Origin of the sequence: Neisseria sp. 27098_8_158 (assembly GCF_041433145.1) — a bacterium.
Taxonomy (GTDB): Bacteria; Pseudomonadota; Gammaproteobacteria; order Burkholderiales; family Neisseriaceae; genus Neisseria; species Neisseria subflava_E.
Map to the genome: position 1 here is coordinate 256,115 of NZ_JAPWAZ010000003.1, position 24,453 is coordinate 280,567.

The window sequence follows — 24,453 nt, forward strand, 5'->3', positions numbered from 1 at the left end:
CGTTTGGGGAATGAATAACGTTGAAGTTGCGTGTAAAGCAACAGATGTTAATAAATGCAGTTTGCAGCACAAGACCGGGAGGTGTTCTTGAACTATCAACTTTTAACTATTTTTTTGCTGGTGCTTTTTTTGCTGGTGTTGTTTTTTGTTCGTCATAAACAAAGTAACAATTCAGACAAACAAAGCGCACATGCATCAAAAAGCGGCCGTACATCTGCTGCTCATACAGCCTCCTCTGAGGATGGAAACGACTGGATTGAGAAGGTCAACCAGACAGTTTCCAATGCGGATAATCAAGACTGGGAATGGGGTGGAAGTGGCTCAAACGATGCAACAGCTTCTATCTCCGCACAAGAAGTCGATCCGTTGACCGAATATCAGGTTTATAAACAGTTCGGCTATGAGAGTAAGGCTGCAGAGTCTTTGGCCGGTTATCTCAATACTTTGGAAGACGGTGCTCCGGAAAAGCTGGTTCATGAATTAATTGGTTTGAATCTGCGAGTTGGCAATATCGATATGCTGGCGGATACGCTTGAGCGCCATAGTGCTTCCCTTTCTGAAGACAGCGTAGCCGAATACCTGAAAGCCGGTCTGGCTTTGGATTCTACCAACCTACGCCTGCGTGTTTTCGCCGAGCATCATCTCGGTTGGAATATGCAGGAAGTGGACCGTCAAATTGGCGAGCAAAGCGGTTTGGAAGTTTCTTCCGACGAGCATATTGCCTTTGAGAACGATTCGGCTGAACGCATTGTCGTGCCAGGTATGGGCAAACGTGCGCCTATCGTATTAGGCAAGAAAGACTTTGGCGAAATCAGCCCTGAAGAGATGGGCGCGGTTATTGGTTTTGCCAAACCGGAACGTAGTGCAAAAATCCTGAAAGACAAGATCAGCTACGAGACTGCTTTGCATCAATACAACAAAGCAATCCAAACTTCTGCGAAGCCTGCTGGTCTCATTATCGATGCCTTGCGTCTGGATTATCAGAATGAAGAAGTAGGGCAGTTTGCCAAGCATCTGTGGAAGCTTTACCACTCTTTGGGTCAATATGGCCGTCAAGTAAAAGAACGTATGCTTGGCTGGGGTTATAGCCTTGGTTATCACGAAATTTTTGATGATTTGGAAAAAGGGCCGTCTGAACAGCAAATTAAAGAGATTGGCTTAAAACGCGGGTATATTCAGCCAAGTTCTTTGCAGATGAAAGCCAAATATCGTGAGTTGGTTCAAAAAGACTCTTCGGTTATCAGCGCCAGCTCTTCACCTGCTGATGAAGCTCTGAAAGAAGTGGAATCTTTGTTAGCCTACGGTCAGTTGGATTTGGCCATCGGTACTTTGGAACAGGCTGTTTTGCGGTATCCACAGGAATCGCAGTTGTACATTATCTTGTTTGATTTGTACGAACGCGTTGAAGATTGGGGACGTTTGGAACAATTTCTGCGCTTGTTGCGCGAGCGTGTTGTCAGCCTGCCTGAAGAGGTTGTCTTGGCAATGAGCCGTCTCTTGCAACGAATGAACCAATATTCAAAAAAATAAGATAATCGTAGAAAGTACGAGTGATGAATAATCATTTACCAAAAATTAAAACCATACGGGTTATGTTACAGGAGATGGGTGAGCAACAGCAGGCGGTATTCCGTATGGCATTTAAAATGCACAATACGACGAATTACGTCATCGTTTCTCCTGATTCTGATGAAAGACCGGATTTGGTATTGGTTGATACCGATACTCCGGCAGGTGTAGAAGCTTGGAAAGAGTCGAAGAAAACTTATCCGCAAGTGCCTGTGGCAATGTTTTCTTCTGAATTGCCAACCGTAACGACTCCTTATTTGGCTAAACCGGTTAAATTCGATACCTTGTTTCCTGTTTTGCGCAGCCTGGCTCAGGGCGGGAATGTTTTTGAGCCGTCTGAACAACAAGCGGCTGAAGAGAATAAAAGACAATCCAATTCCGATGGTACAAGAAAAGCAACCATTCGCCGATTTAATCCAAATAAAGGCTTGTTGGGCGCGCTGAAATTTGCCAGTCAAGGACACCAAGATATTGCTGTCTTGCATGAAGGCAAGCCGATATTAATCGTGTTTCCTAGTATCCAGAGAGTGCTGTTGACAGTCAGTGCCAATGAGTTGGAGAAATTGTGTAAGAACGATAACTTGGCTGTTGTGTGTAAGGCTGTTCCTGATAATCCTCAATGGAAAGAAAAAGCCAAAGTCACCATTATGTCATGCTTGTGGCAAATGGCTATTTGGACTGCATCAGGCCGTCTGATTTATCCGATGACGCCGCAAACTGTCTTTACACTCAAGCGGTGGCCAAACTTAACCCGTTTGGCGCATGTTCCGGAATCTATGCGTTTGTCGGCATTTCTGACGAAAACATCTGTTAATCTGAACATCCTCTATAAAGTCATGCCTTTAGAAATGCCTGATATTTTGAATTATTTATCGGCAACATATCTGACAGGCTTTTTAGCGACAGATACAGAGTTTGCAACTGATGCGAACAATACGCCTTCGTTGAACGAACAGATTGATGTGAATAGCAAAGACGTACCTGAAACAGCGATGAGCAAAGAGGCTCAAAAAATTGCCGGTCCGTCGAAAGAACAACCTCGCGGCCTGTTGCAACGCCTGATGCGTAAGTTGCTGGGCAAATCGTAAAGGACACGTCATGAAAGAAAATAAAATTATCTTTACCGGTCCTGTCGGCGTAGGTAAAACCACTGCAATTTCAGCTTTATCTGATGAACCGCCGGTTCAAACCGATGCATCCGCATCCGATATGACACTTGTCCGCAAGGGGTACACGACTGTGGCAATGGACTACGGTGTCATTCATTTGGATGAGGAAACCAAGGTTCACCTTTATGGTACGCCTGGTCAGGAGCGTTTTAATTTCATGTGGGAAATTCTGAGCCAAGGCAGCATGGGCTTGGTACTTCTTTTAGATAATACAAGAAGTAACCCATTGAAAGACTTGCAATTTTTCTTGGATGCATTCCGGGAGTTGCTGAAAAAAGCGCCTCTGGTTGTAGGGGTAACGAAGATGGATATCCGATCCTTACCAAGCGTGGATGTTTATCAAAAGTATTTAGCACAGAATAATTTTAATGTACCGGTTTTTGAGATTGATGCGCGTCGAGAAGACGATGTAAAACAATTGGTTACTGCCATGTTGTTCTCAATTGACCCCGGATTAGAGGTATAAGATGGAAGCGACACTCTCTTTACAAGCAAATTTATATCCTAAGATTACACCGGCGGGTGCGTATTATGCTGTTTCAAGTGATACGCCCAGTGCCAGCAGAACTTTATTGTATGGTCTGTTGCGTGCAGAGCCGTCTGAAACCATCAGCAGTGAAAAACTTTTGGCGTGGGCAGACACCAGCGATATCAATACCGCTTTAAACCTGTTGTATCGTCTCCAACGCTTGGAGTTTTTGTACGGTGATGAGGAAATCAGCACAGAGGACATCCATCTGACTGACGAACAATTACCGACATTATTGGAACAGTTGTCTAATTCTGGCAAAGCTTTGTTGGCTGATGAAAACGGTTTGTATTTTGCCAATGCTAATTTCCATCATGAGGCAGCAGAAGAATTGGGCCTTTTGGCGAGCGAAGTGGCCAAAATGGAAGACAATCACCGTCTTTTGATTCGCAATAACCTGCATATCAATAATAGCGCATGGGGTATTTGTGATCCTTCAGGCCAAAGTGAATTGACCTTTTTCCCTCTGTATATTGGCATGACCAAGCTGATTTTGGTAATTGGCGGAATGCCTGACTTAAATAAAGAGGCTTTTGTTACTTTGGTTAAAGTGCTGTACCACCGATACGGCAGCCGTTGATTTTTGCCTGACCGATATTTATTTTAGAATGGAGCGACTATGCAACAACTATTAATCTCTGTATTAAGCGATTTGAACAATACCTCTGCTGATATCACTGCTTCTGCAGTTATTTCTACAGACGGCCTGCCGATCGCAACCATGCTGCCTTCCCACCTGAATGCAGACCGTGTAGGTGCGATGTCAGCAACGCTTTTGGCATTGGGCAATCGTTCCGTACATGAGCTGGCTTGCGGTGAATTGGATCAGGTAATGGTTAAAGGTAAAAATGGCTATATTCTGTTGAGTCAAGCAGGTGAAAATGCAGTATTGGCATTGATGGCAAAAGAAAGCGGTAAATTGGGCTTGATTTTGTTGGATGCGAAACGTGCGGCTAAACAAATTTCTGAAATCTTATAAAATTTTTATAAATTAAAAAGATATAAAAATATTTTTGTTTTTATATAGATTGTTGCTTGACAGGCTTCTGATATTTTCTATATAATTTCATCTTTAATTCCCCGATAGCTCAGTCGGTAGAGCGACGGACTGTTAATCCGCAGGTCCCTGGTTCGAGCCCAGGTCGGGGAGCCAGATTTGAAAACCACCATCTTGTATGGTGGTTTTTATTTTATCTATTGGTTAATATTTTAAGATATTTTGATGATAATTGATTAAATGATTACACTTAATTCATCAGCCTTTATAGGAACAAATCATTAAGGTTACACCACAACCATCCATGTGAAAAGTGGAAAAGAGTTTTGGAAAGCTATAAATCGTAGCAATCCAAAAGATAAAACAATTTATGAAGTAAAATAATTTATGAAAGGTTAAAAATGATTTACTCAGCAAAGCTAAAAAAAATGGATGAAACAATTGAGGAATTTGCATATTTTTCTATAGAAAATAACGATCTATATTGTTTCCTTAATTGTTGTCCAATGGCTATTGAAGTAAATAAAGTTTACAATGTGGAACTTGACTATTTCATTATTGATGAATTTATATTGGAAGAGGTTAATACAGATGAATCTGTTATTATTCCTTTTGAAAGAATAGGTGATAGTACACAATATAAGATAACAGGTAGGCTAGATGGCAATACATTTACAGCTGGAAATATTTGCTTTGAAGATGATGCTCTTCAATTAGAATATTCTTATTTAGATGGCAGATTAATTACTTTAACTGTATGGAGATTAAGTATATCCGTAATTTCTGAAAGAATATAATCGTTATATTTTCTAAGAAAATTATTGTCTATATAAACCGTGTCGTCTGAAAAAATCCCAATTTTCAGACGGCTTGAGACCTTAGTAAAAAAACCTAAGTTTTTACCCAGGCATTTAGGGAATTCCTTATAAGAATCTTCTTTCAGCAAACCGAACAAACTATGATCAACAAATACATCGACCGATTCCTTTTGTTAAAGCTGGAGAAAGTGATTGATTGGCAGCTGTAGGCTGTTTTTAAAAGAAAATATGCTGTCAGACTTTGCCTTTCTTTCGTCAAACTGATAAACTGTTTGCCATTATTGTTGACCGAGGCATAAATTTTTCATGAAAGACGCAGAGCAGAGTAGTTGTTATACCGCTTCTTTCCCTTTATTTATGCCCGAAATTTGGCAGTCTGTCCGTTTTAAGCGGAACGGCTGCCTTTTTGTATTTTAAAGGAACGCAATCATTATGGATTTCAGTTGGTTGGCCGAGCCGCATACTTGGATAGGCTTTGCCACGCTTCTGGTGTTGGAAGTTGTTTTAGGTATTGATAACCTTGTTTTCGTAGCGATTTTGGCAAACAAGGTCAAACCGTCGCAACGGGATAGGGCGCGGATAACGGGCTTGGGTTTGGCTGTCGTTATTCGGATTTTCATGCTGGGCTTTATGGCGCACATCATGACGCTGACGCGTCCTTTGTTTGAACTGGGTGGCTTGGAGATTTCCGGCAAAGACATGATTATGTTTGCCGGCGGTATTTTCCTGCTTTATAAAGCGACTACCGAGCTGCACGAACGCCTTGAAGGCCACAATCAATTTGCGGTTGCTGAAGGGCAGAAGAAGCATTCTTCTTTTTGGGGCGTTGTGGCGCAAATCTTGATTTTGGATGCGGTTTTCTCTATCGATTCTGTTATTACGGCAGTGGCGATGGTGGATCATATTGTGGTGGCAATGGGGGCGGTTGTTGTGGCGATGACTGTGATGATTTCTGCCAGCAAACCGTTGACTGCCTTTGTGGACAAGCATCCGACCGTTGTGATGTTGTGTCTGGGTTTCTTGTTGATGATTGGTTTCAGCCTGATCGCGGAAGCCTTCCATTTCCATATTCCGAAAGGCTATTTGTATGCGGCGATCGGCTTCTCGATTTTGATCGAACTGTTTAATCAGGTTTCGCAAAAGAATGCCCGCAAAAATGACTACATCAGTACCTCTTGGCGTAAGCGTACCGCTGAAAATGTGTTGGGCATGATGGGTATCCGCGAAAGCATTTTGGCAAAAGCAGGCGATAACGGCGGTGATGACGAGCATTTTGAAGAAAACGAAAAATCCATGATTCGCAGCGTGCTGACTTTGGCGGAGCGTCCGATTATGGGCGTGATGATTCCGCGTCGGGAAATCGAGAAATTGGATATTTCCCAAAGTCGGGAAGAACAAAATGCGCAGTTGAAAAATACGCCGTATAGCCGTTTGTTGGTTGTTGGTAAGGCAGGTGTAGATGAGCCTTTGGGCTATATCAGTAAAAAAGATTTGCTGAACCAGCTGCTTGAATCGGGTGAAATCAATATTCAGACGGCCTTGCGCCAGCCATTAATTTTGCCGGACAGTACGACAGCGTTGAATGCGATTGAATTGTTCCGTCAAAGCAGCGCGGATTATGCCTTGGTGGTGGATGAATTTGGTGCGGTGTTGGGTATGGTGACCATGAAAGATTTGTTGGAAACCATTGCCGGTGAATTCCCCGAAGAATTCGAGCGTGAGGAAGAAGAGGCTGCTCCAGCCAGTCAGGATGAAACGCTGTCTGTGGATGGTGCATTGGAGTATGTGGAATTGGCTTCCCAGTTAAATCTGCCTGCTCAAGAGGAAGACGCGGACTTTCATACTGTTGCCGGTTTGATTATGGAAGAATTGCAAAGTATTCCTGATGTGGGTGATTTCATCGATTATCATGGCTGGCGTTTTGAAGTGGTTGAGAAGGACGGACAACGGATTGCCCGTGTAAAAATCAATCGTTTGCCGGAAGAAGAATAAGTAAAAGCTAATATAGTAAAGGCCGTCTGAAAATGTCCAGACGGCCTTTTTATTTATCCGACTTTAGTTACCGTAATGTCCCGAGCCTAAAATTCGGTATGAATGTGCGCCCGTCGCATGGTAGGGATTGCTTGGAACTTGATTGCACCAACAGGCTGCAAGCCAGGCAAAAGCGGCAGCTTCAACCCATTGCGGGTCAAGATGGAGCTTGGCTGTGCTGTGCAATTTGGTGTCGGGAGAAAACAGGGTTTCCAAGTCTTGCATCAAAACCGGATTGCGGATGCCGCCACCGCAGATATAAAGATGATGAATCGCCGGAGCAGCTTGTTTGGTCGCGTCAAAAATAGTTTGTGCAGTATAAAAGACCAATGTGCGTATCGCATCTTCCGGCTTTTCATTACCTTTCAGACGGCCTTGAAGCCAGCCTAGGGAAAACAATTCTCGGCCTGTGCTTTTCGGATAAGGGCGGCTGAAGTAAGGATGATCGAGCAGGGAAGCGAGCAGGTCAGGGAGGATTTTGCCTTGTGCGGCTTTTTCCCCGTTTTTGTCGTAAGGCTGCTGCCAGATATGTTGCATCCATGCATCCATCAGCATATTGCCGGGGCCGGTATCGAAGCCGAAAGAAGGGCTGTCGGGCGGGAGGATGCTGATATTGGAAATGCCTCCAATGTTGAGTACGGCTCGGGTTTCATTCGCATCTTGAAATAGCGCTTCGTGAAAAGCGGGGACGAGGGGCGCACCTTGACCGTTGCAGGCAAGGTCGCGGCTGCGGAAGTCGCCGACCGTGAAAATGCCGGTCAGTTCGGCTAAAAGCGAGAGGTTGACCAGTTGAATGCTGTAACCGTGTTCAGGTGCATGGCGGATGGTTTGTCCGTGACAGCCGATTGCGGCAATGTCTTTAGCCGACAGGTTTTGTTCTGCCAATAGTTGTTGGACGGTTTGGGCGTATAGGCGGCTGAGTGTTTGCGCCAGGATATTGCTTCTGTGCAATTCATTTTCGCCTATGTCTTGCAGTGCCAACAATTCTTGGCGCAGGCCGTCTGAATAGGGTAGAAAGCTGTGGGCAACGGCTCGTTGCCATTGCTTGCCCTGCATTTGAATCAGTACGGCATCGGCACCGTCCATGCTGGTTCCTGACATGATACCGATATAGTATTGGGGTTGCATTTCGGTTACAGAAAGAGAAGGTAAAACGACATTTTAACGCCTTTTGACGTTTTTACGGGAATTTCGGCATTTAATGTAAATAGTTGGTGCAAGAAAGATTACAAAAAGGTTAAAATAACACGACTCAACATGTTTTCCAAAAGGAAACTTTCCATGGCTCAAACTCAGTCGAGTGCGAACTTGAAGCTGATTAATACGGTTTTTGCCGCTATGCTTGTGAGCATGGTCGGCTATTTTATTTATTGGGGCCTGGGTTATACCCACTACAACCACTCCGGCCTGTTTATCCTTGCTACCTTTTTCGGCGTCTTCATGGCGTTTAATGTGGGTGGTAACGATATTGCCAACTCTTTCGGTACAAGTGTCGGCTCCGGCACATTGACTATTCCGCAAGCTTTGCTGATTGCGGCAGTATTTGAAGTCAGCGGCGCAGTGATTGCCGGTGGCGAGGTAACAGATACCATCCGTAAGGGTATTGTCGATTTGAATGGCATGCATCTGGATCCGATGCAGTTTGTCTTTATTATGATGTCTGCGCTTTTGGCTGCGGCATTGTGGCTGCTTTTTGCCTCGCACAAAGGCCTGCCGGTTTCCACGACACATGCCATTATCGGCGGTATTGTCGGTAGTGCATTGTGCATGGCGACGTTAAACGGCGTAGATTCCGTTGCATTGATTCAGTGGGATAAATTGGGTGAGATTGCCTTGTCTTGGATTTTGTCCCCGGTTTTGGGTGGCATCGTTTCCTATCTGTTGTTTTCACGAATCAAGAAAAATGTTTTGGATTACAACTCTTGGGCCGGCAATACGCTGAAAGGCATCAAGCTGGAGAAGAAAGCCTATAAAGAAGAGCACCGCCTGTTTTTTGAAGCCTTGAGTGAATCTGAAAAAGTCGAATACGCCACCAAAATGGCGCACGATGCCCAAATTTATGATGAGCCGGACTTTGATCCCGAAGAGTTGCAGTCTGAGTATTATCGCGGCCTGTACCGCTTTGACAGCCGTAAGGGCGAAGTGGATTCTTACAAAGCCCTGCATTCTTGGGTGCCGTTCATTGCTTCTGTCGGCGGTATGATGATTGCGGCCATGTTGATTTTCAAAGGTCTGAAAAATCTGCATTTGGGCATGAGCAATGTCAACAGCTTCCTGACCATTTTCATGATCGGTGCGGCTATTTGGATGGGTACGTTTGTATTCGCCAAAAGTTTGAAACGCAAAGATTTGGATAAATCAACCTTCCAAATGTTCTCATGGATGCAGGTATTTACCGCTTGCGGTTTCGCATTCAGCCATGGTGCAAACGATATTGCCAATGCGATTGGTCCGTTTGCCGCGATTATGGATGTGTTGCGTACCAACAGCATTACTGCTCAAAACGCCGTGCCGCCGATTGCCATGTTGACTTTCGGTATCGCTTTGATCGTCGGTTTGTGGTTTGTCGGTAAAGAAGTGATTAAAACCGTAGGCACCAGCTTGGCAGAAATGCACCCTGCATCAGGTTTTTCTGCAGAGCTTTCTGCCGCTGCTGTCGTGATGGCCGCATCATTTATGGGCTTGCCTGTTTCCAGTACCCATATTTTGGTGGGTGCCGTTTTGGGTATCGGCTTGGTTAACCGCAATGCCAACTGGAAATTGATGAAACCGATCGGCCTTGCTTGGGTTATTACCTTGCCTGCCGCTGCCGTTTTGTCTGTTGTCAGCTATTTGGTTTTGCAAGCCGTGTTTTAATTGATTATTTTATTTCAAAAGGCCGTCTGAAAGATATTTCAGACGGTTAATTTTGTAAGGTATAAATTTTAGTTTGTTTTAACGATGTATAAATCATGCTGTTCAATGTTTGAACTGATATAAGAATAATCAAGGTAATAGAGAAATACCTTATTGGGAATATCTTAGCAAAGATTTTGGTTTCAAAACTTGGCTTGGTGAGGGAAAAAGCTATTTTTAATCAGTCTACTATAAGGTTAAGGCAATAAAAAAGCCCCAATTCATCGATGTTAAAGATGTCGTATTGAATTGGGGTCTCTATTTATTTAGTGCAAGCCTTATCAGGCCGTCTGAACATTATTCGGCAGCTTCGTTGGTCTCCGCTTGTACAGGAGCCGCTTCTGTTTCAGCGGTAGCCTTAGCGGCTTGGCGTTCGGCTTGTGCAGCTAATGCCTGTTGAACGGCTGGGTGCTGTTGGGCGATGGTTTGTTCTTCTGCGCTGACTTCGCCTTTGAAGCGGTTGTTCAAGTCAAAACGTTTGCCGCCGCGAGCCAGGGCTTTCAGATAGCGTGGACGGCGGCAGTGGTTGGCCAGTACGCGTGCAATCAGTGCAGGGTCGTATTGGGGTAGGGCGGCAACCAAGTCTTGGTCGATGCCAACGGCCAACGGTTTGAATCGTTTGAAAACATCATATTTGCCGTAAATGTGGTCGGCAATCATGTCTGTCTGTTTTTTCTTGCTCATGGTTTGGACGGCAGATTTCAGCGCAGCGCCCAAAGCGGTTTCTTGTGCCATTGCGGTTGTATTCCTCTAATATAAATCCGTATTTTCGTCATACGGCAATAAGGTGCTATTGTAGTATAAAGACTGTGATTTGGCTAAATTTTTCTGAGAATATTCAGAAATAAACGGTTATTTTTCCAATTTGGCAATGTCCGGTGTATTAACCTGAACATCGGCATTTTGCGCACGATGGCGTAAGGCGTGGTCGATCAAGACCAATGCCAGCATGGCTTCTGCAATCGGAGCGGCGCGTAATCCGACGCAGGGGTCGTGGCGGCCGTGTGTGGCAAGCTCGACAGGGTTGCCCTCTATATCAATACTGCGGCGCGGTGTGGCGATGGAACTGGTCGGTTTGATGGCAATATTTACATGAATGTTTTGTCCGGTGCTGATGCCGCCCAAGATGCCGCCTGAGTGGTTGGATAGAAAACCTTGTGGCGTGAGCTCGTCACCGTGTTCGCTGCCACGTTGCGTTACGCTATTAAAACCTGCGCCGATTTCCACACCTTTGACAGCATTGATGCCCATCATGGCATAGGCAATTTCTGCATCGAGGCGGTCAAAAACAGGTTCGCCCAAGCCGACAGGGACATTGGCTGCTTCGATATGAAGTTTTGCGCCGACAGAATCCAATGATTTGCGCACGCTGTCCATATAGTTTTCCAAGTCCTCAATTTGGCTTTGGTTTGCTGCAAAAAAAGGATTTTGGGAAATATATTCGTAGCCTTCAAACTGGATTTCTTTTTCACCGACTTGGGTAACGTAGGCGGTAATTTCAGTGCCGAATTTTTCTTTCAGCCATTTTTTTGCAACTGCTCCGGCGGCAACGCGGGCAGCGGTTTCGCGGGCGGAACTTCTACCGCCGCCGCGATAGTCGCGTGTACCGTATTTGTGCCAGTAGGTGTAATCGGCGTGACCAGGGCGGAAGCTGGTGGCGATATTGCCATAGTCTTTGCTGCGTTGGTCGGTATTGCGGATTAGGAGGGCAATGGGTGTACCGGTGGTTTTGCCTTCGAATACGCCGGAGAGGATTTCGACTTGGTCGGCTTCGCGGCGCTGGGTAACGTGGCGGCTGGTGCCGGGTTTGCGGCGATCAAGGTCAAGCTGGATATCCGCTTCGCTCAGTTCTAATCCGGGCGGGCAGCCATCAATGATGCAGCCCAAGCCTGCGCCGTGGCTTTCGCCGAAAGTGGTAACGGTAAAGATTTGTCCGAAGGTGTTGCCTGCCATAGGGATACTCTTTTGAAATTGGGTTTGGAAATTTTTTGCTTGTTTGGATAATTCTCAGGCCGTCTGAACAGGGAAACGAGAATCTTTGATTTCGTTTTTACACTTGTTCAGACGGCCTTTTGAGATGACTGCTTAGTTCAATTTGCCGTGGCACTGTTTGTATTTCAGGCCGCTGCCGCAAGGGCAAGGATCGTTGCGGTGAACAATCAGGCCGTTTTGTGCAAGCGCTTCAGGGCTGAAGTCTGTGCCGTCAGGGTCGAACGCTTCGGTAACCAAATCGGTTTGCGATTGGCCGAGCAATTCTTCCATATCAGGCGCATCGGAGTGGACGGTTTGAACATCGCTGACGCTTTGTGCGGCAGTGTGGTCGTATTCACTGTTGCGCTCGATTTGAACGGCGGTCAGCAAAGCGGCAATGTTTTGTTTGATACCGCGCCACAGGTTTTCAAACATGGCGAAAGCTTCGCGTTTGTATTCCTGTTTTGGATTTTTCTGAGCATAGCTGCGCAGATGGATACCTTGGCGTAAGTAGTCCATAGCGGCGAGGTGCTCGCGCCATTGGTTGTCGATAACTTGCAGCATAACATTGCGTTCGAAATCAGACATAGCCTGTTTGCCGACCAATTCGACTTTTTCGGCATATTCGTCTTCGATGCGTTTGATGAGGCGCTCTTTAATGTCTTGGTTGTCCAAAGTGCTGTCTTCTTTCAACCAGCCTTTAATATCGACATGCAGGCGGAAATCGGCGGCAAGTTGGTGCTCTAGTGCCGGAATGTCCCATTGCTCTTCCATGCTGTCAGGCGGGATGTGGTAATCAACCAAGTCGCTGATAACGTCGGCACGGATTTCGCGGGTCAAATCGCTGACGTCTTTAGTCGTCAGGATTTCGTTGCGTTGATGGTAAATCACTTTACGTTGGTCGTTGGCAACGTCATCGTATTCCAAAACCTGTTTACGCATATCGAAGTTGCGACCTTCGACTTTACGTTGCGCGCCTTCGATTTGACGGGTCAGCAGGCCGTGTTCGATGGCAACGCCGCGCTCAGGTGCCAGACGGTTGAGGATGGCGGCGGCACGGTCGAGTGCAAACAGGCGCAGCAATGGGTCTTCAAACGACAGGTAGAAACGGCTGGAGCCTGGGTCGCCCTGACGGCCTGCACGACCGCGCAATTGGTTGTCGATACGGCGGCTTTCGTGGCGTTCTGTACCGATAATGTGCAAACCGCCTGCGGCCACAACTTGGTCGTGTTCGGCTTGCCAACCGCTTTCAAGGGCGGAAATTTGCGCTTGTTTTTGCTGTTCGCTCAGGGTTTCATCGGCATGGATGGCTTCGATTTGATGTTTGAGGTTGCCGCCCAAGACAATATCGGTACCGCGGCCTGCCATGTTAGTGGCAACGGTAATCGCGCCAACTTTACCGGCTTGGGCCACAATCAATGCCTCGCGCTCGTGTTCTTTGGCGTTCAGAACGTTATGCGGCAGACCTGCTTTATGTAATAAGTCAGAAACCAGTTCGGAGTTTTCGATGCTGGTGGTACCGACCAAAACCGGTTGGCCGTTTTTGTGGCATTCGGCAATGTCTTTGACAACGGCTTCAAATTTTTCTTCGGCTGAGCGGAAGATTTGGTCGTTGAAGTCTTTACGTTGTACCGGACGGTTGGTCGGGATGATGACGGTTTCGAGGTTGTAAATGCTTTGGAACTCGAAGGCTTCGGTGTCGGCCGTACCGGTCATGCCAGACAGTTTGCTGTACAGGCGGAAGTAGTTTTGGAAGGTAATAGATGCAAGCGTTTGGTTTTCGCGTTTGATTTCTACGCCTTCTTTGGCTTCAACGGCTTGGTGCAAGCCTTCGGACCAGCGGCGACCGGCCATCAGACGGCCTGTGAATTCGTCCACAATCACGATTTCACCGTCTTGAATGACGTAGTGTTGGTCTTTGTGGAACAGAGTGTGCGCACGTAATGCCGCCATGAGGTGGTGCATCAGGGAAATATTGGCGGCAGAGTAGAGCGAATCGTTTTCCTGTAATAAGCCCATTTGGGTCAGGATTTGCTCGGCGTGTTCGTGACCGGCTTCGCTCAGAATAACTTGGTGTGCTTTTTCGTCCACCCAGTAATCGCCTTCGCCTTCTTCGGTTTCTTGGCGGATAAGGTGGGCCGGAACGGCATCCATTACGCGGTAGAGCTGGATGTTGTCATCTGCCTGGCCGGAAATAATCAGCGGCGTACGCGCTTCGTCGATCAGAATAGAGTCCACTTCGTCGACAACGGCAAAGTTCAATTCGCGCTGAACTTTGTCGTATTGGTCGGTAACCATATTGTCGCGCAGGTAGTCGAAGCCGAACTCGTTATTTGTACCGTAAGTAATGTCGGCACCGTAAGCGGTTTGGCGTTCGAAAGGTTGCAAATCGGCTACGATCACGCCGACGCTCAAGCCTAAGAAATTGTACAACGGCTCCATAATGCCTGCGTCACGGGAGGCGAGGTAGTCGTTGACGGTAACGACGTGTACACCTTTTCCTGACAATGCATTCAGGTAAACGGCAAGGGTGGCCACCAATGTCTTACCTTCACCGGTACGCATTTCGGCGATTTTGCCGTTGTGCAGGACCATACCGCCGATCAGCTGTACATCGAAGTGGCGCATGCCCAATACGCGGCGGGATGCCTCGCGGCAGACGGCAAAGGCTTCAACCAAAATATCATCTAGCGTTTGTCCGTCAGCGAGGCGTTGTTTGAATTCGGCGGTTTTGGCCTGTAAATCTGCGTCGCTCAACGCTTTCATCTGTTCTTCGAGTGCATTGATTTTAGCAACGGATTTACGATATTGTTTCAGCAGGCGGTCGTTGCGGCTGCCGAAGATTTTCTTAGCAATGTTTGTCAGCATGAATAATTCCTGCGCCTTGATATAATAGTGGGCGAAATTGGGATTTTAACACAAGCGCTTGTATAACGCGGTAATGCTGTTTGAAATAAAGGCGGTTTTGCTGTATTTCAATTGTAATTGTTTGGTTAATTTACTGAAAGGCCGTCTGAAATATATGGATTTAGCACAATTGGGCAAGCGCGATCATTTACTGGCGGGCTTGTTGCAACAATCGCAACAATGGCGGAAATTGGATGCAAAAGTCAAAACGGTTTTGCCGGCCAACCTGCATCCGCATTTTCAGACGGCCTGCGTAGAAGACGGAAGATTGGTTTTGCTTGCTGCCAACAATATGGCTGCTTCGCGTTTAAAAATGATCCTGCCTGCCATGTTGCCTAAGTTGCAAGCATTGCATGACGGAATACGCGAAGTGGCGGTCAGGGTGGTCCCAAAACCGCCTCCTCAGCCGAAAACCAACAGCTTGCGATTGAGCGAGGCTGCTTTGGACAGCTTCGATGCAGCTGCGGCCAAATTGGAAGGCAGGCATCCCGAATTGGCAGCGGCATTGGCAGAATTGGTACGCAAGCACAGCCGCTAAAATCATGCTGAATGGGATTATGGTTAATAAATGTTAAAATTTATTTCATTTGACTGATAGCATCTAATACTAAAGAAATACGACCTAAACAGTAACTGTTTTCTTTTAGGTAAACTGATGTAAACTTGGCCTGAAATTTTGATTTCGTGTGAAGTTTGTAGCAAAATAACGCCTGAATTTCTTATCACTCTGCGTGAATAAGTTTAAGTTTGACATTTGCCTTTGTTAATATATTCGCGCGGGTTCTATTAATAGAACTTAACAAGACTCTCATCATTAGGAGATACATCAATGAAAGCTTATCTGGCTCTGATTTCCGCTGCCGTTATCGGCTTGGCTGCATGCTCTCAAGAAGCTGCAAAACCTGCTGAAGCACCTGCTGCTTCCGCTGCTTCTGAAGCTGCTCCTGCAGAAACTACTGCACCTGCCGATGCCGCTCCTGCCTCTGAAGCTGCTCCAGCCGATGCTGCCGCCGCTCCTACTGCCGGCAACTGCGCAACTACTGTTGAAGCCAACGACGCTATGCAGTTCAACACTAAAGAAATCCAAGTAAGCAAAGCTTGTAAAGAATTCACCATCACTTTGAAACACACCGGTACCCAACCTAAAGAAAGCATGGGTCACAACATCGTCATCGGTAAAGCCGAAGACATGGACGGTATTTTCAAAGACGGTGCCGGTGCTGCTGCAACTGACTACGTTAAACCTGACGACGCACGCGTTGTTGCCCACACCAAACTGGTTGGCGGCGGCGAAGAAGCTTCCCTGACTCTGGATCCTGCTAAATTGGCTGGCGGCGAATACAAATTCGCTTGTACCTTCCCAGGTCACGGTGCTTTGATGAATGGTAAAGTTACTTTGGTTGACTAATCCGCATTAAGCTTAAAAACAGACAGCCTGCCTTGCGCAGGCTGTTTTGTTATAATCTGGAAACATTAATTTAAGAATAAAACCTCAAAACCATGAATCCGTTTGAAACCAAAAGCGTTACTTTTGCCGAACCCATTGAAATGCTGTACGCCTGTCATGGCAAAGTGCGCCGTTTCTGCAGCCAGGTTGCCATGTTGTCGGACTATATTGCCGAAAACGGCTGCAATCAAATCGTTTTGCAAACCATCCGCCAGATTGCCCAATATTTTAATGTTGCCGCGCCGTTGCACCATGAAGACGAAGAGGAAAATTTCTTCCCGCTTCTATTGCAATATGCGCCGCAAGCTCAAGAAAGCGTTGACGAGCTTTTGCGCCAACATATCAGTCTGCACAACAACTGGGACGGCGTAGCGGCTGAATTTGCCAAGCTTGAAGCGGACAACGCCTATGTCCCCGATGCGGAAACGTTCAAACGCTTTGTCGCGGGATATGATGTTCATCTGGCGATTGAAGAGCCGCTGTTTGATATGGGCAAAACCTTTATCCCCAAAGAAAAACTGACCGAAATCGGTGAAATTATGGCCGCACGTCGCCGCAAATAAGGTCGTCTGAAACAATCGTCTTAAGGAATACACTATGCTGACCCCAAAAAGTTGCGATTTGTTCAATATCCCTTTTTTCCAGTTTTCCCAGCTTAAAAAATACCAGCCTGAAAGCATTCCGCAAATCAAGGCAGACTATAAAGAAAACTGGCAGGTATGGCAGCAGCTAATCCAGCAGGTTGCCGCCGAATTGGGTGCACCGTTTGCGCCGCCGCATATCGAACGCTGGTGTAACGGCTGGCAGGTACGCGCTCATTTTTTTGCCTATTTTAAATACGAACAATATAAAAATTCCGCAGCGATTTTATCGATTTTGCTCAACCGCCGCCGTTTGAGCGTCAGCTTGGACTGGCATTGCTATAAAGCCGATGTCTCCCCCATTGCGCTGCCTGATTACAACCGCTGGCTGGATAATTTTGACACTGAAAAATACGCTTCATTCGATATGTGGCACGGTGCGGAAAGCGAATATGACGACTACCGCACCGTCGCCCAACAAAGCGACGGCGATAGAAAGCTTCGAGACGACAAAGATTTCTTCTGTATCGGGAAGCACATCGAACGCAATGATTTGGGCAAGCAGGATGTTGCGAAATGGATAGCGGAAACAGTGGAAGAATTACTGCCGCTTTATGAAGCTTGCCATGGAAAATAACTCAGAATACCGAAAGGCAGACTGCCTATTCAGTATCTTCAAATAAACTCAAGGCCGTCTGAAAATTATATTCAGAACGTTTCAGACGGTCTGTTTCTCAAAGTGAACAAATATGACCGAAACTCAATCCCTAGAGCTTGCCAAAGAGCTGATTTCCCGCCCATCCGTTACCCCCGACGACCGGGATTGCCAAAAACTGCTTGCCGAACGCCTGCACAAAATCGGTTTTGCGGCTGAAGAACTCCATTTCGGCGACACCAAAAACATCTGGTTTCGACGCGGCACGAAAGCCCCCGTCGTCTGTTTTGCAGGGCATACCGACGTTGTACCGACAGGCCCTGTTGAAAAATGGGATTCGCCCCCGTTCGAGCCGACCGAGCGCGACGGAAGATTATACGGGCGCGGCGCGGCGGATATGAAAACCAGCATCGCCTGTTTCGTTACCGTCTGCGAACGCTTCGTTGCCGAATATCCCGATCATCAAGGCAGCATTGCGCTTCTGATTACTTCCGACGAAGAGGGCGACGCGCTGGACGGCACGACCAAAGTCGTCGATGTGTTGAAAGCGCGCGACGAGCTTATCGACTACTGCATCGTCGGCGAACCGACCGCCGTGGACAAATTGGGCGATATGATTAAAAACGGCCGGCGCGGCTCGCTGTCGGGCAATCTGACTGTCAAAGGCAAGCAAGGCCATATTGCCTATCCGCATTTGGCAATCAATCCCGTCCATACTTTTGCACCGGCCTTGTTAGAGTTAACGCAGGAAGTCTGGGACGAAAGCAACGAATACTTCCCGCCGACCAGTTTCCAGATTTCCAATATCAACGGCGGCACAGGCGCGACCAACGTCATTCCGGGCGAGCTGAACGTCAAATTCAATTTCCGTTTCTCTACCGAGTCCACCGAAGAAGAGCTGAAACAACGCGTCCACGCCATTTTGGACAAGCACGGCGTGCAATACGATTTGCAGTGGTCTTGCTCAGGTCAGCCGTTTTTAACTCAGGCAGGAAAACTGACCGACGTGGCACGCGAAGCCATTGCCGAGATTTGTGGTGTTGAGGCCGAATTGTCCACCACCGGCGGCACTTCGGACGGACGCTTCATCAAAGCCATTGCCAAAGAACTCATCGAGTTAGGCCCGTCTAACGCGACCATCCACCAAATCAATGAAAACGTGCGGCTGGACGATATTCCGAAGTTGTCGGCGGTGTATGAAGGTATATTGAAACGCCTGTTGAAGTGAAAAGGCCGTACCATAGGCTTTGAAAAACGATAGGGCGATACGATTCTTTTGCTCTTTCGGTTTTCTCTTAAGTTATCGATAATTGAACAAGGCAAAATATGATTACTCTGCCTTCTTTAAACGAGCTTCCATTAAAGTGGAATGAAATCCGCGAGCGACTGGAAACCTATTTTCCCACCGACCTCGAAACCCTGATGTATGAATGTTTGACGGAACACGAAGCCAAGCAGTTCGAGCAGGATTTTATTGACCGTATCGGCTGCACGCCCGAAGAATATGTCCGTATCCGCCGAGCCATCCGTCTGTTGGAAACGCGTTATCCTGATAGTCCGAACGAACTGACTGCGGCCGCGGTTGCCACGTCGTTGGGCGAGATGTTGGCGGTGTTCGGCAGTAAGGGTTTGTGTCTGCTGGAATTTGTCGGGCAGAAACATATGGAACAGGAAATCATGGCTGTCCAAAAAGCTTTGCGTGGGCAGTTTATTTTTCAAGAAAATGAGCAAACGCAACTTTTACGCCAAGAATTGGATTTATACTTCCAAGGCCGTCTGAAAGTTTTTGCGACACCTTTGGAAACGATAGGTACAGCCTTTCAGCAGCAGGTATGGAATGCACTGCTGACCATTCCTTACGGCGAAACGCGCAGCTACAAGGAGCAGGCGCAACAGTTGGGTAATCCTAAAGCCATTCGTGCCGTTGCCGCTGCAAACGGGCAGAACAAGGTGTCTATCTTGATTCCCTGCCACCGCGTTATCGGTAGCGACGGTAAGCTGACCGGCTACGCAGGCGGTTTGAACCGCAAACAATCGTTGCTTGCCTTGGAGCGAGGCGAGGTTCAGACGGCCTTGTTTTGAGAGGATAAGAGGCTGCATTAGGGGCAGGCTTCGCACGCTGAAAAATTGAGTAGCAGAAGGTCGGGGAAGCCCGGAAAAATCTGCATGGAGAAAAATGTTGGGCAATGCCCACGCTAGAAAAAGAGAAATAAGACATGAGCCTGAAAAACCGCCATTTTTTAAAACTTTTGGATTTTACGCCGGAAGAAATTACCACCTATCTCGACCTTGCAGCCGAATTGAAGGCTGCTAAAAAAGCAGGGCGCGAAGTGCAGCGGATGAAGGGGAAAAACATTGCTCTGATTTTCGAGAAAACATCAACCCGCACCCGTTGCGCGTTTGAAGTGGCCGCACGTGATCAAGGTGCAGGGGTAACTTATCTGGAGCCGTCTGCCAGCCAAATCGGGCATAAGGAAAGCATTAAGGATACGGCGCGTGTTTTGGGGCGGATGTTTGACGGTATCGAATATCGCGGCTTTGGACAGGATGTGGTGGAAGAACTGGCCAAATATGCAGGCGTGCCTGTGTTCAACGGTTTGACCAATGAGTTCCACCCGACTCAAATGCTCGCTGATGCGCTGACGATGCGCGAGCATAGCAATAAGCCTTTGAACCAAATTGCGTTTGCCTATGTCGGCGATGCGCGTTACAACATGGCCAATTCGTTGCTGGTGTTGGCTGCGAAACTGGGCATGGACGTGCGTATCGGTGCGCCGAAAAGTTTGTGGCCGTCTGAAAACATTATCGAGACGGTGCAGGCTGTTGCCAAAGAGACCGGTGGACGGATTCTGTTGACGGAGAATGTGAAAGAAGCCGTGAAAGGCGTGGATTTTATCCATACCGATGTGTGGGTCAGCATGGGTGAGCCTAAAGAGGCATGGCAGGAACGTATCGATTTGCTGAAAGATTACCGAGTTACGCCCGAATTAATGGCCGCGGCTGAAAATCCGCAAGTCAAGTTTATGCATTGCCTGCCTGCTTTCCATAATCGCGAAACCAAAGTCGGCGAATGGATTTATGAGACATTCGGCCTGAATGGTGTGGAGGTAACGGAAGAAGTCTTTGAAAGCGAAGCCAGCATTGTGTTTGATCAGGCAGAAAACCGGATGCACACGATTAAAGCGGTGATGGTAGCGGCATTGGGCGATTGATTTTGTCTCAACATTGCTTACAGCTTCATTTAATAGAGATTAAATAAAGGCCGTCTGAAAGAAAGACTTTCAGACGGCCTTGTTGTTTGATTGGGTTTATTGCCAAATCAGAACTTTGGGTTCGGGCGTTACTTGATAGCCTTCTTTACGTAGCAGTTCGATTAAGCCTTTTTCGCTGGGTAAATGGGCAATGCCGACAGCAAAGAGGGTGCTTTGTTTGGCCGATTGCTTGCGGATTTCAGGTAGCCATGCCAAGTTGCGGCGGATCAGGAGGTCGTTTTTCAGCCAATCGGACATGTTTTTGGCATATTTAGCATCAACACGTTTGAGGGTGCGCTGTTCGGTTTCTTCCAAAAGTGGAATGAGTTCTTCAAAGCGGCCGTCTGAATAGGCTTGATGGAGTTTTTTGATATCTTCGGTTTCTTCTTTATTGGTTTTAATGCTGGCTTTCAGAAAGTTGAGCATGGTCTCTTCAGGCTGTGCTTTGAAGATCGCGGTAACATCGTCCAAGCTTTCTAATGAACCACGCGGTTTGTTGATATTGACTGCTGCGTTGGTCAGCAACATATCTGCACCGGTTTCTGCGCTATATCCTTGGGGAAATGCGCTGCCGGCAAAAACCAATGCTGCCCACGGGTGGAGTTTGTCGGCAATTTTGGCAATGTGTCGGCTTTCTTCATTTTGTGAATAGATTTCTTGTAAAAGACGGAAATCTGTTTTGCCAAGCTTGCGGCTGAGCGGTTCGGTACTCATGACTTCTTTGAAGTATTTTTGATACATTTTTTTTGTTTCCGGACTGCTGTCCGGCAATGCATCAACTTCTGTCGTCAGTTGGTCGGCAGATTGCAATAGTTTGACTGCATCGGAAGATAAGGTTTGATTGGTTTGCCCCATGTGGATGGTGCCGAGCAGGTAGGAATCGGGTTGGCCTTCTTTGCTGATTTTCCAGACATTGCTGGTCAGTTTAGGCTGCTGCCAGTTAAGTTCGGCAGGTTTGCTTTCGGGTGAGGTCGCGGCGGGTTTGCAGGTGCCCAAGGCGAGGGCGGTAAATGGTATCAGCAGGCAGGCAAGCAGTTTTTTCATGTTTTTCCTTATTGTGGTGTGCGGTAGGCAAGGGCAATTTAGAAATCGAGCAGGTTTTGAACCGGATGTTCGCCCGTGTCGGGCTTTTCTGTTTTGCGGTTGCGGATTTTGGCTTTCCTGAGGGATAGAAGGTGCATGACTTGATGCTTTTGGCTGTCGGTCATCTGGAGCCAGTACAGGCGCTCTTCCCGGCTGCGCAGGCAGCCTTTGCAATAACCTTTGGCATTGGCTTCGCAGACACCTATACAGGGACTGGGGATGGGGAAAAAATCGGGTTGTTCCATATTTTAAAAGCGTTCGAGACCTGAGACCGGATAAACCAAAATTGCAGACTGCATTCGTATTTGTCTAAACACGATCGGTGTATCCAGCAGGGTTCCTAATATCCAATTGAGTTGATCATTTCAATAAGTTCTAGGCATAAAAAACCTAAGAGAAACCATAAATATATTGCAGATTATATCTTGTACTGCAATGGTATCGTATCGATTCCAAATGGGGGAGCAAAGTGTACAGTAAGGTCTCCAAGATCAATTACGGTATGTTTGGCAGAATCATGTTTTAATACAAATCTAGAGTTCCTCTATATTTTGATTTTCAGACGACCTTATGCCCAGCTCCAACTATTTGCACTTTATGACTTAATCAGTTTACGCAAAGACTGGTTGTTGTATTTGATATCGGCAATCATTCGGTCGTATTGGTGCATTCTACGGAGCGAGCGGGTAATCAGATAGACCGAGAAAAAAATCAAACTGATGTTCATCAGACTGACCAGTACGAGCAAAGGCCAAACATCAACGGCCTCATACCATTTCGATGTCGCAATCAGCGCACTGAAAATAGACAAAGGGAGTGCGAAAACGGCAATACCTGTACGCATGATAGCAAGTGCCGTGCGTTTTTCAGCAAGGAGAAGCTGTACTTGATTGATGCTGAGGATATCGTTTTGCTGTTCGGTAACCATAGGATACGCGCCTATACAAATTAACTTTGAATTCTGATAAAGCGGAAAATATGGTTTTATGTTACCCGAAAGTATTGAAAATAAAAACAAAGGTCGTCTGAAAATTTTTAGACGACCTTTTCCATTCCTGTTTATACGGTTTGCGAGTATTTGGCTTTGGTTTCTTTATGGCGCAAATGGTAGTCGAACACCATGGCGATGTTGCGGATCAAGAAACGGCCCTTCGGTGTAACGGTCAGACCGTGCGGTTTGAGGCGGACCAGACCGAGGGTTTCCAGTTGTTTCATATCTTCCAGTTCCGCTACAAAATAGCGGCTAAACGGAATGCCGAACACGCTTTCGTAAATTTGATAATCAAGCGAGAAGCGGCACATCAAATCCTGAATGATGTTGCGGCGCAGAATGTCGTCTTGATTAAGCTGGTAGCCGCGCATAATCGGTAGATGTCCGGCATCGAGTGCGGCGTAATAGGCATCGATGTCGCGCTCGTTTTGGGAGTAGGTGCTGCCGATTTTGCCGATAGAGGAGACGCCGATCGCCACCAAGTCGCAGTCGGCATAGGTCGAGTAGCCTTGGAAGTTGCGTTGCAGGAAGCCTTCTTTGAGGGCGATGGAGAGTTCATCATCAGGTTTGGCAAAGTGGTCCATACCGATGAAAACGTAGCCGCGCTCGGTCAGGGTTTGAACGCAATATTGCAGCATATCGAGTTTTTCTTCGCTGCCGGGGACGACATTGGTGTCGATACGGCGTTGCGGTTTGAAGATATGTGGCAGGTGGGCGTAGTGGTAGAGGGCGAGGCGGTCGGGGTCGAGGGACAAGACCGTGTCGATGGTGGTTTTGATGCTTTCGGTGTTTTGGTGCGGCAGGCCGTAAATCAAATCGACGCTGACCGATTTAAACCCGGCTTCACGCGCGGCATCAATCACTTCTTTGGTTTCTTCATAACTTTGAATGCGGTTGACGGCTTCCTGCACTTTAGGGTCAAAGTCTTGAATACCGACACTCATGCGGTTGAAACCGAGTTTGCCCAGTTTGAGGACGGTTTCGCGGCTGACTTTGCGCGGGTCGATTTCGATGGAGTATTCGCCGTTGGGAATCAGCTGGAAGTATTTGCGGATCATTTCGAAGACGCGTTCGAGTTGGTCGTCGCTTAGGAATGTGGGCGTGCCGCCGCCGAAGTGGAGTTGCGCAAGCTGGTGTCGTCCGCCTAAATGCGGTGCCAGCAATTCCATTTCTTTTTCCAGATACTGGATATAGGCATCGGCACGGCTTTTGTCTTTGGTAATAATTTTGTTGCAGCCGCAGTAGTAGCAGATGGTATTGCAGAAGGGGATGTGGATGTAGAGCGAAAGGGGTTTGTTGAGCGCGCCCATGTTGCGCAGGTTTAAAGCTTGGATATATTCGGCTTCTTTAAAGCCTTCATGGAAGCGGTCGGCGGTCGGATAGGAGGTATAGCGAGGACCGCTTGATGGCAAACTGGCAATCAATTCACGGTCAAATTCCGGTAATTCATTGTTTGTGTTGGTGTTATTTGAGATGGGGATGATTTTCATGGTTGGGCTTGTAGTATAAAGTAAGGAAATTAGGGAAAATTTTAGTCAAAATTTCGATAGTTTGGTAGA

At 47.1% G+C, this 24,453-nt stretch carries 23 protein-coding genes and 1 tRNA gene; 16 read left to right on the top strand and 8 right to left on the bottom strand.

Features of this window, described 5'->3' with window-relative positions:
• Positions 1 to 54 precede the first annotated feature (54 nt).
• The 8 genes from O3681_RS09540 (at position 55) to O3681_RS09575 (ending at position 7,074) form a co-directional block, all read left to right on the top strand.
• The gene (locus O3681_RS09540) at positions 55 to 1,530 is read left to right on the top strand and encodes a 23S rRNA methyltransferase (RefSeq protein WP_107724112.1); all 1,476 of its coding nucleotides are present in this window, start codon (positions 55 to 57) and stop codon (positions 1,528 to 1,530) included.
• 23 nt (positions 1,531 to 1,553) lie between these two features.
• On the top strand, positions 1,554 to 2,657 hold the full coding sequence (locus O3681_RS09545; protein WP_107724113.1) for a response regulator transcription factor: 1,104 nt from the start codon (positions 1,554 to 1,556) through the stop codon (positions 2,655 to 2,657).
• A gap of 10 nt (positions 2,658 to 2,667) precedes the next feature.
• The gene (locus O3681_RS09550) at positions 2,668 to 3,204 is read left to right on the top strand and encodes an ATP/GTP-binding protein (RefSeq protein ID WP_003748733.1); all 537 of its coding nucleotides are present in this window, start codon (positions 2,668 to 2,670) and stop codon (positions 3,202 to 3,204) included.
• 1 nt (position 3,205) lies between these two features.
• On the top strand, positions 3,206 to 3,847 hold the full coding sequence (locus O3681_RS09555; RefSeq protein ID WP_070587468.1) for a peptidase M23: 642 nt from the start codon (positions 3,206 to 3,208) through the stop codon (positions 3,845 to 3,847).
• A gap of 39 nt (positions 3,848 to 3,886) precedes the next feature.
• Positions 3,887 to 4,246 carry a roadblock/LC7 domain-containing protein gene (locus O3681_RS09560; protein WP_070587466.1) on the top strand — a complete coding sequence of 120 codons (360 nt, stop codon included), beginning with the start codon at positions 3,887 to 3,889 and terminating at the stop codon, positions 4,244 to 4,246.
• Between the two features lie 98 nt (positions 4,247 to 4,344).
• Positions 4,345 to 4,420 (top strand) — tRNA-Asn (locus O3681_RS09565).
• Positions 4,421 to 4,665: 245 nt separating this feature from the next.
• On the top strand, positions 4,666 to 5,061 hold the full coding sequence (locus tag O3681_RS09570) for a hypothetical protein (RefSeq protein WP_063069136.1): 396 nt from the start codon (positions 4,666 to 4,668) through the stop codon (positions 5,059 to 5,061).
• Positions 5,062 to 5,514: 453 nt separating this feature from the next.
• A complete protein-coding gene (locus O3681_RS09575) occupies positions 5,515 to 7,074 on the top strand; it encodes a TerC family protein (RefSeq protein WP_049331125.1) in 1,560 nt (519 codons plus the stop codon).
• Between the two features lie 63 nt (positions 7,075 to 7,137).
• Here the strand turns inward: O3681_RS09575 and O3681_RS09580 are convergent, their stop codons facing one another.
• Positions 7,138 to 8,241: an anhydro-N-acetylmuramic acid kinase gene (locus tag O3681_RS09580; protein WP_371459835.1), complete on the bottom strand. Its 1,104-nt coding sequence runs from the start codon at positions 8,239 to 8,241 to the stop codon at positions 7,138 to 7,140.
• 153 nt (positions 8,242 to 8,394) lie between these two features.
• Here O3681_RS09580 and O3681_RS09585 point away from each other — a divergent pair, with 153 nt between their 5' ends.
• Positions 8,395 to 9,969 carry an anion permease gene (locus O3681_RS09585; RefSeq protein ID WP_300481818.1) on the top strand — a complete coding sequence of 525 codons (1,575 nt, stop codon included), beginning with the start codon at positions 8,395 to 8,397 and terminating at the stop codon, positions 9,967 to 9,969.
• 336 nt (positions 9,970 to 10,305) lie between these two features.
• Here O3681_RS09585 and O3681_RS09590 read toward each other — a convergent pair whose 3' ends face one another.
• From O3681_RS09590 to secA, 3 genes are all read right to left on the bottom strand, one after another.
• Positions 10,306 to 10,743: a ProQ/FINO family protein gene (locus O3681_RS09590; protein ID WP_107724116.1), complete on the bottom strand. Its 438-nt coding sequence runs from the start codon at positions 10,741 to 10,743 to the stop codon at positions 10,306 to 10,308.
• Positions 10,744 to 10,860: 117 nt separating this feature from the next.
• The gene (gene aroC / locus O3681_RS09595) at positions 10,861 to 11,961 is read right to left on the bottom strand and encodes a chorismate synthase (protein ID WP_107724117.1); all 1,101 of its coding nucleotides are present in this window, start codon (positions 11,959 to 11,961) and stop codon (positions 10,861 to 10,863) included.
• A gap of 132 nt (positions 11,962 to 12,093) precedes the next feature.
• Positions 12,094 to 14,847, bottom strand: a complete 2,754-nt coding sequence (gene secA / locus O3681_RS09600; RefSeq protein WP_107724118.1) for a preprotein translocase subunit SecA — start codon at positions 14,845 to 14,847, stop codon at positions 12,094 to 12,096.
• Between the two features lie 154 nt (positions 14,848 to 15,001).
• Between secA and O3681_RS09605 the strand changes: the two genes are divergently transcribed.
• The 7 genes from O3681_RS09605 (at position 15,002) to O3681_RS09635 (ending at position 20,781) form a co-directional block, all read left to right on the top strand.
• The gene (locus tag O3681_RS09605; protein ID WP_199903877.1) at positions 15,002 to 15,424 is read left to right on the top strand and encodes a DciA family protein; all 423 of its coding nucleotides are present in this window, start codon (positions 15,002 to 15,004) and stop codon (positions 15,422 to 15,424) included.
• 291 nt (positions 15,425 to 15,715) lie between these two features.
• Positions 15,716 to 16,294 (top strand): azurin, encoded by a 579-nt coding sequence (gene azu / locus O3681_RS09610; RefSeq protein WP_371459836.1) that lies wholly within the window; start codon positions 15,716 to 15,718, stop codon positions 16,292 to 16,294.
• Positions 16,295 to 16,386: 92 nt separating this feature from the next.
• On the top strand, positions 16,387 to 16,896 hold the full coding sequence (locus O3681_RS09615; protein WP_101755895.1) for a hemerythrin domain-containing protein: 510 nt from the start codon (positions 16,387 to 16,389) through the stop codon (positions 16,894 to 16,896).
• A 34-nt stretch (positions 16,897 to 16,930) separates the two neighbouring features.
• Positions 16,931 to 17,551 carry a glucose-6-phosphate 1-dehydrogenase family protein gene (locus O3681_RS09620; protein WP_107724120.1) on the top strand — a complete coding sequence of 207 codons (621 nt, stop codon included), beginning with the start codon at positions 16,931 to 16,933 and terminating at the stop codon, positions 17,549 to 17,551.
• A gap of 112 nt (positions 17,552 to 17,663) precedes the next feature.
• The gene (gene dapE / locus O3681_RS09625) at positions 17,664 to 18,797 is read left to right on the top strand and encodes a succinyl-diaminopimelate desuccinylase (protein ID WP_371459837.1); all 1,134 of its coding nucleotides are present in this window, start codon (positions 17,664 to 17,666) and stop codon (positions 18,795 to 18,797) included.
• 98 nt (positions 18,798 to 18,895) lie between these two features.
• Positions 18,896 to 19,651 carry a methylated-DNA--[protein]-cysteine S-methyltransferase gene (locus O3681_RS09630; protein WP_107724122.1) on the top strand — a complete coding sequence of 252 codons (756 nt, stop codon included), beginning with the start codon at positions 18,896 to 18,898 and terminating at the stop codon, positions 19,649 to 19,651.
• Between the two features lie 134 nt (positions 19,652 to 19,785).
• Complete coding sequence (locus O3681_RS09635) at positions 19,786 to 20,781, top strand: ornithine carbamoyltransferase (RefSeq protein WP_371459838.1); 996 nt, start codon at positions 19,786 to 19,788, stop codon at positions 20,779 to 20,781.
• A gap of 96 nt (positions 20,782 to 20,877) precedes the next feature.
• On the opposite strand, the gene O3681_RS09640 is transcribed toward O3681_RS09635, so the two are convergent.
• From O3681_RS09640 to hemN, 4 genes are all read right to left on the bottom strand, one after another.
• Positions 20,878 to 21,864 carry a TraB/GumN family protein gene (locus tag O3681_RS09640; RefSeq protein ID WP_371459839.1) on the bottom strand — a complete coding sequence of 329 codons (987 nt, stop codon included), beginning with the start codon at positions 21,862 to 21,864 and terminating at the stop codon, positions 20,878 to 20,880.
• 38 nt (positions 21,865 to 21,902) lie between these two features.
• Positions 21,903 to 22,148, bottom strand: a complete 246-nt coding sequence (locus tag O3681_RS09645) for a DUF1289 domain-containing protein (RefSeq protein ID WP_101755901.1) — start codon at positions 22,146 to 22,148, stop codon at positions 21,903 to 21,905.
• A gap of 350 nt (positions 22,149 to 22,498) precedes the next feature.
• Complete coding sequence (locus O3681_RS09650; RefSeq protein ID WP_070646679.1) at positions 22,499 to 22,831, bottom strand: hypothetical protein; 333 nt, start codon at positions 22,829 to 22,831, stop codon at positions 22,499 to 22,501.
• Between the two features lie 131 nt (positions 22,832 to 22,962).
• Positions 22,963 to 24,384 carry an oxygen-independent coproporphyrinogen III oxidase gene (gene hemN, locus O3681_RS09655; protein ID WP_371459840.1) on the bottom strand — a complete coding sequence of 474 codons (1,422 nt, stop codon included), beginning with the start codon at positions 24,382 to 24,384 and terminating at the stop codon, positions 22,963 to 22,965.
• Between the last annotated feature and the right edge of the window lie 69 nt (positions 24,385 to 24,453).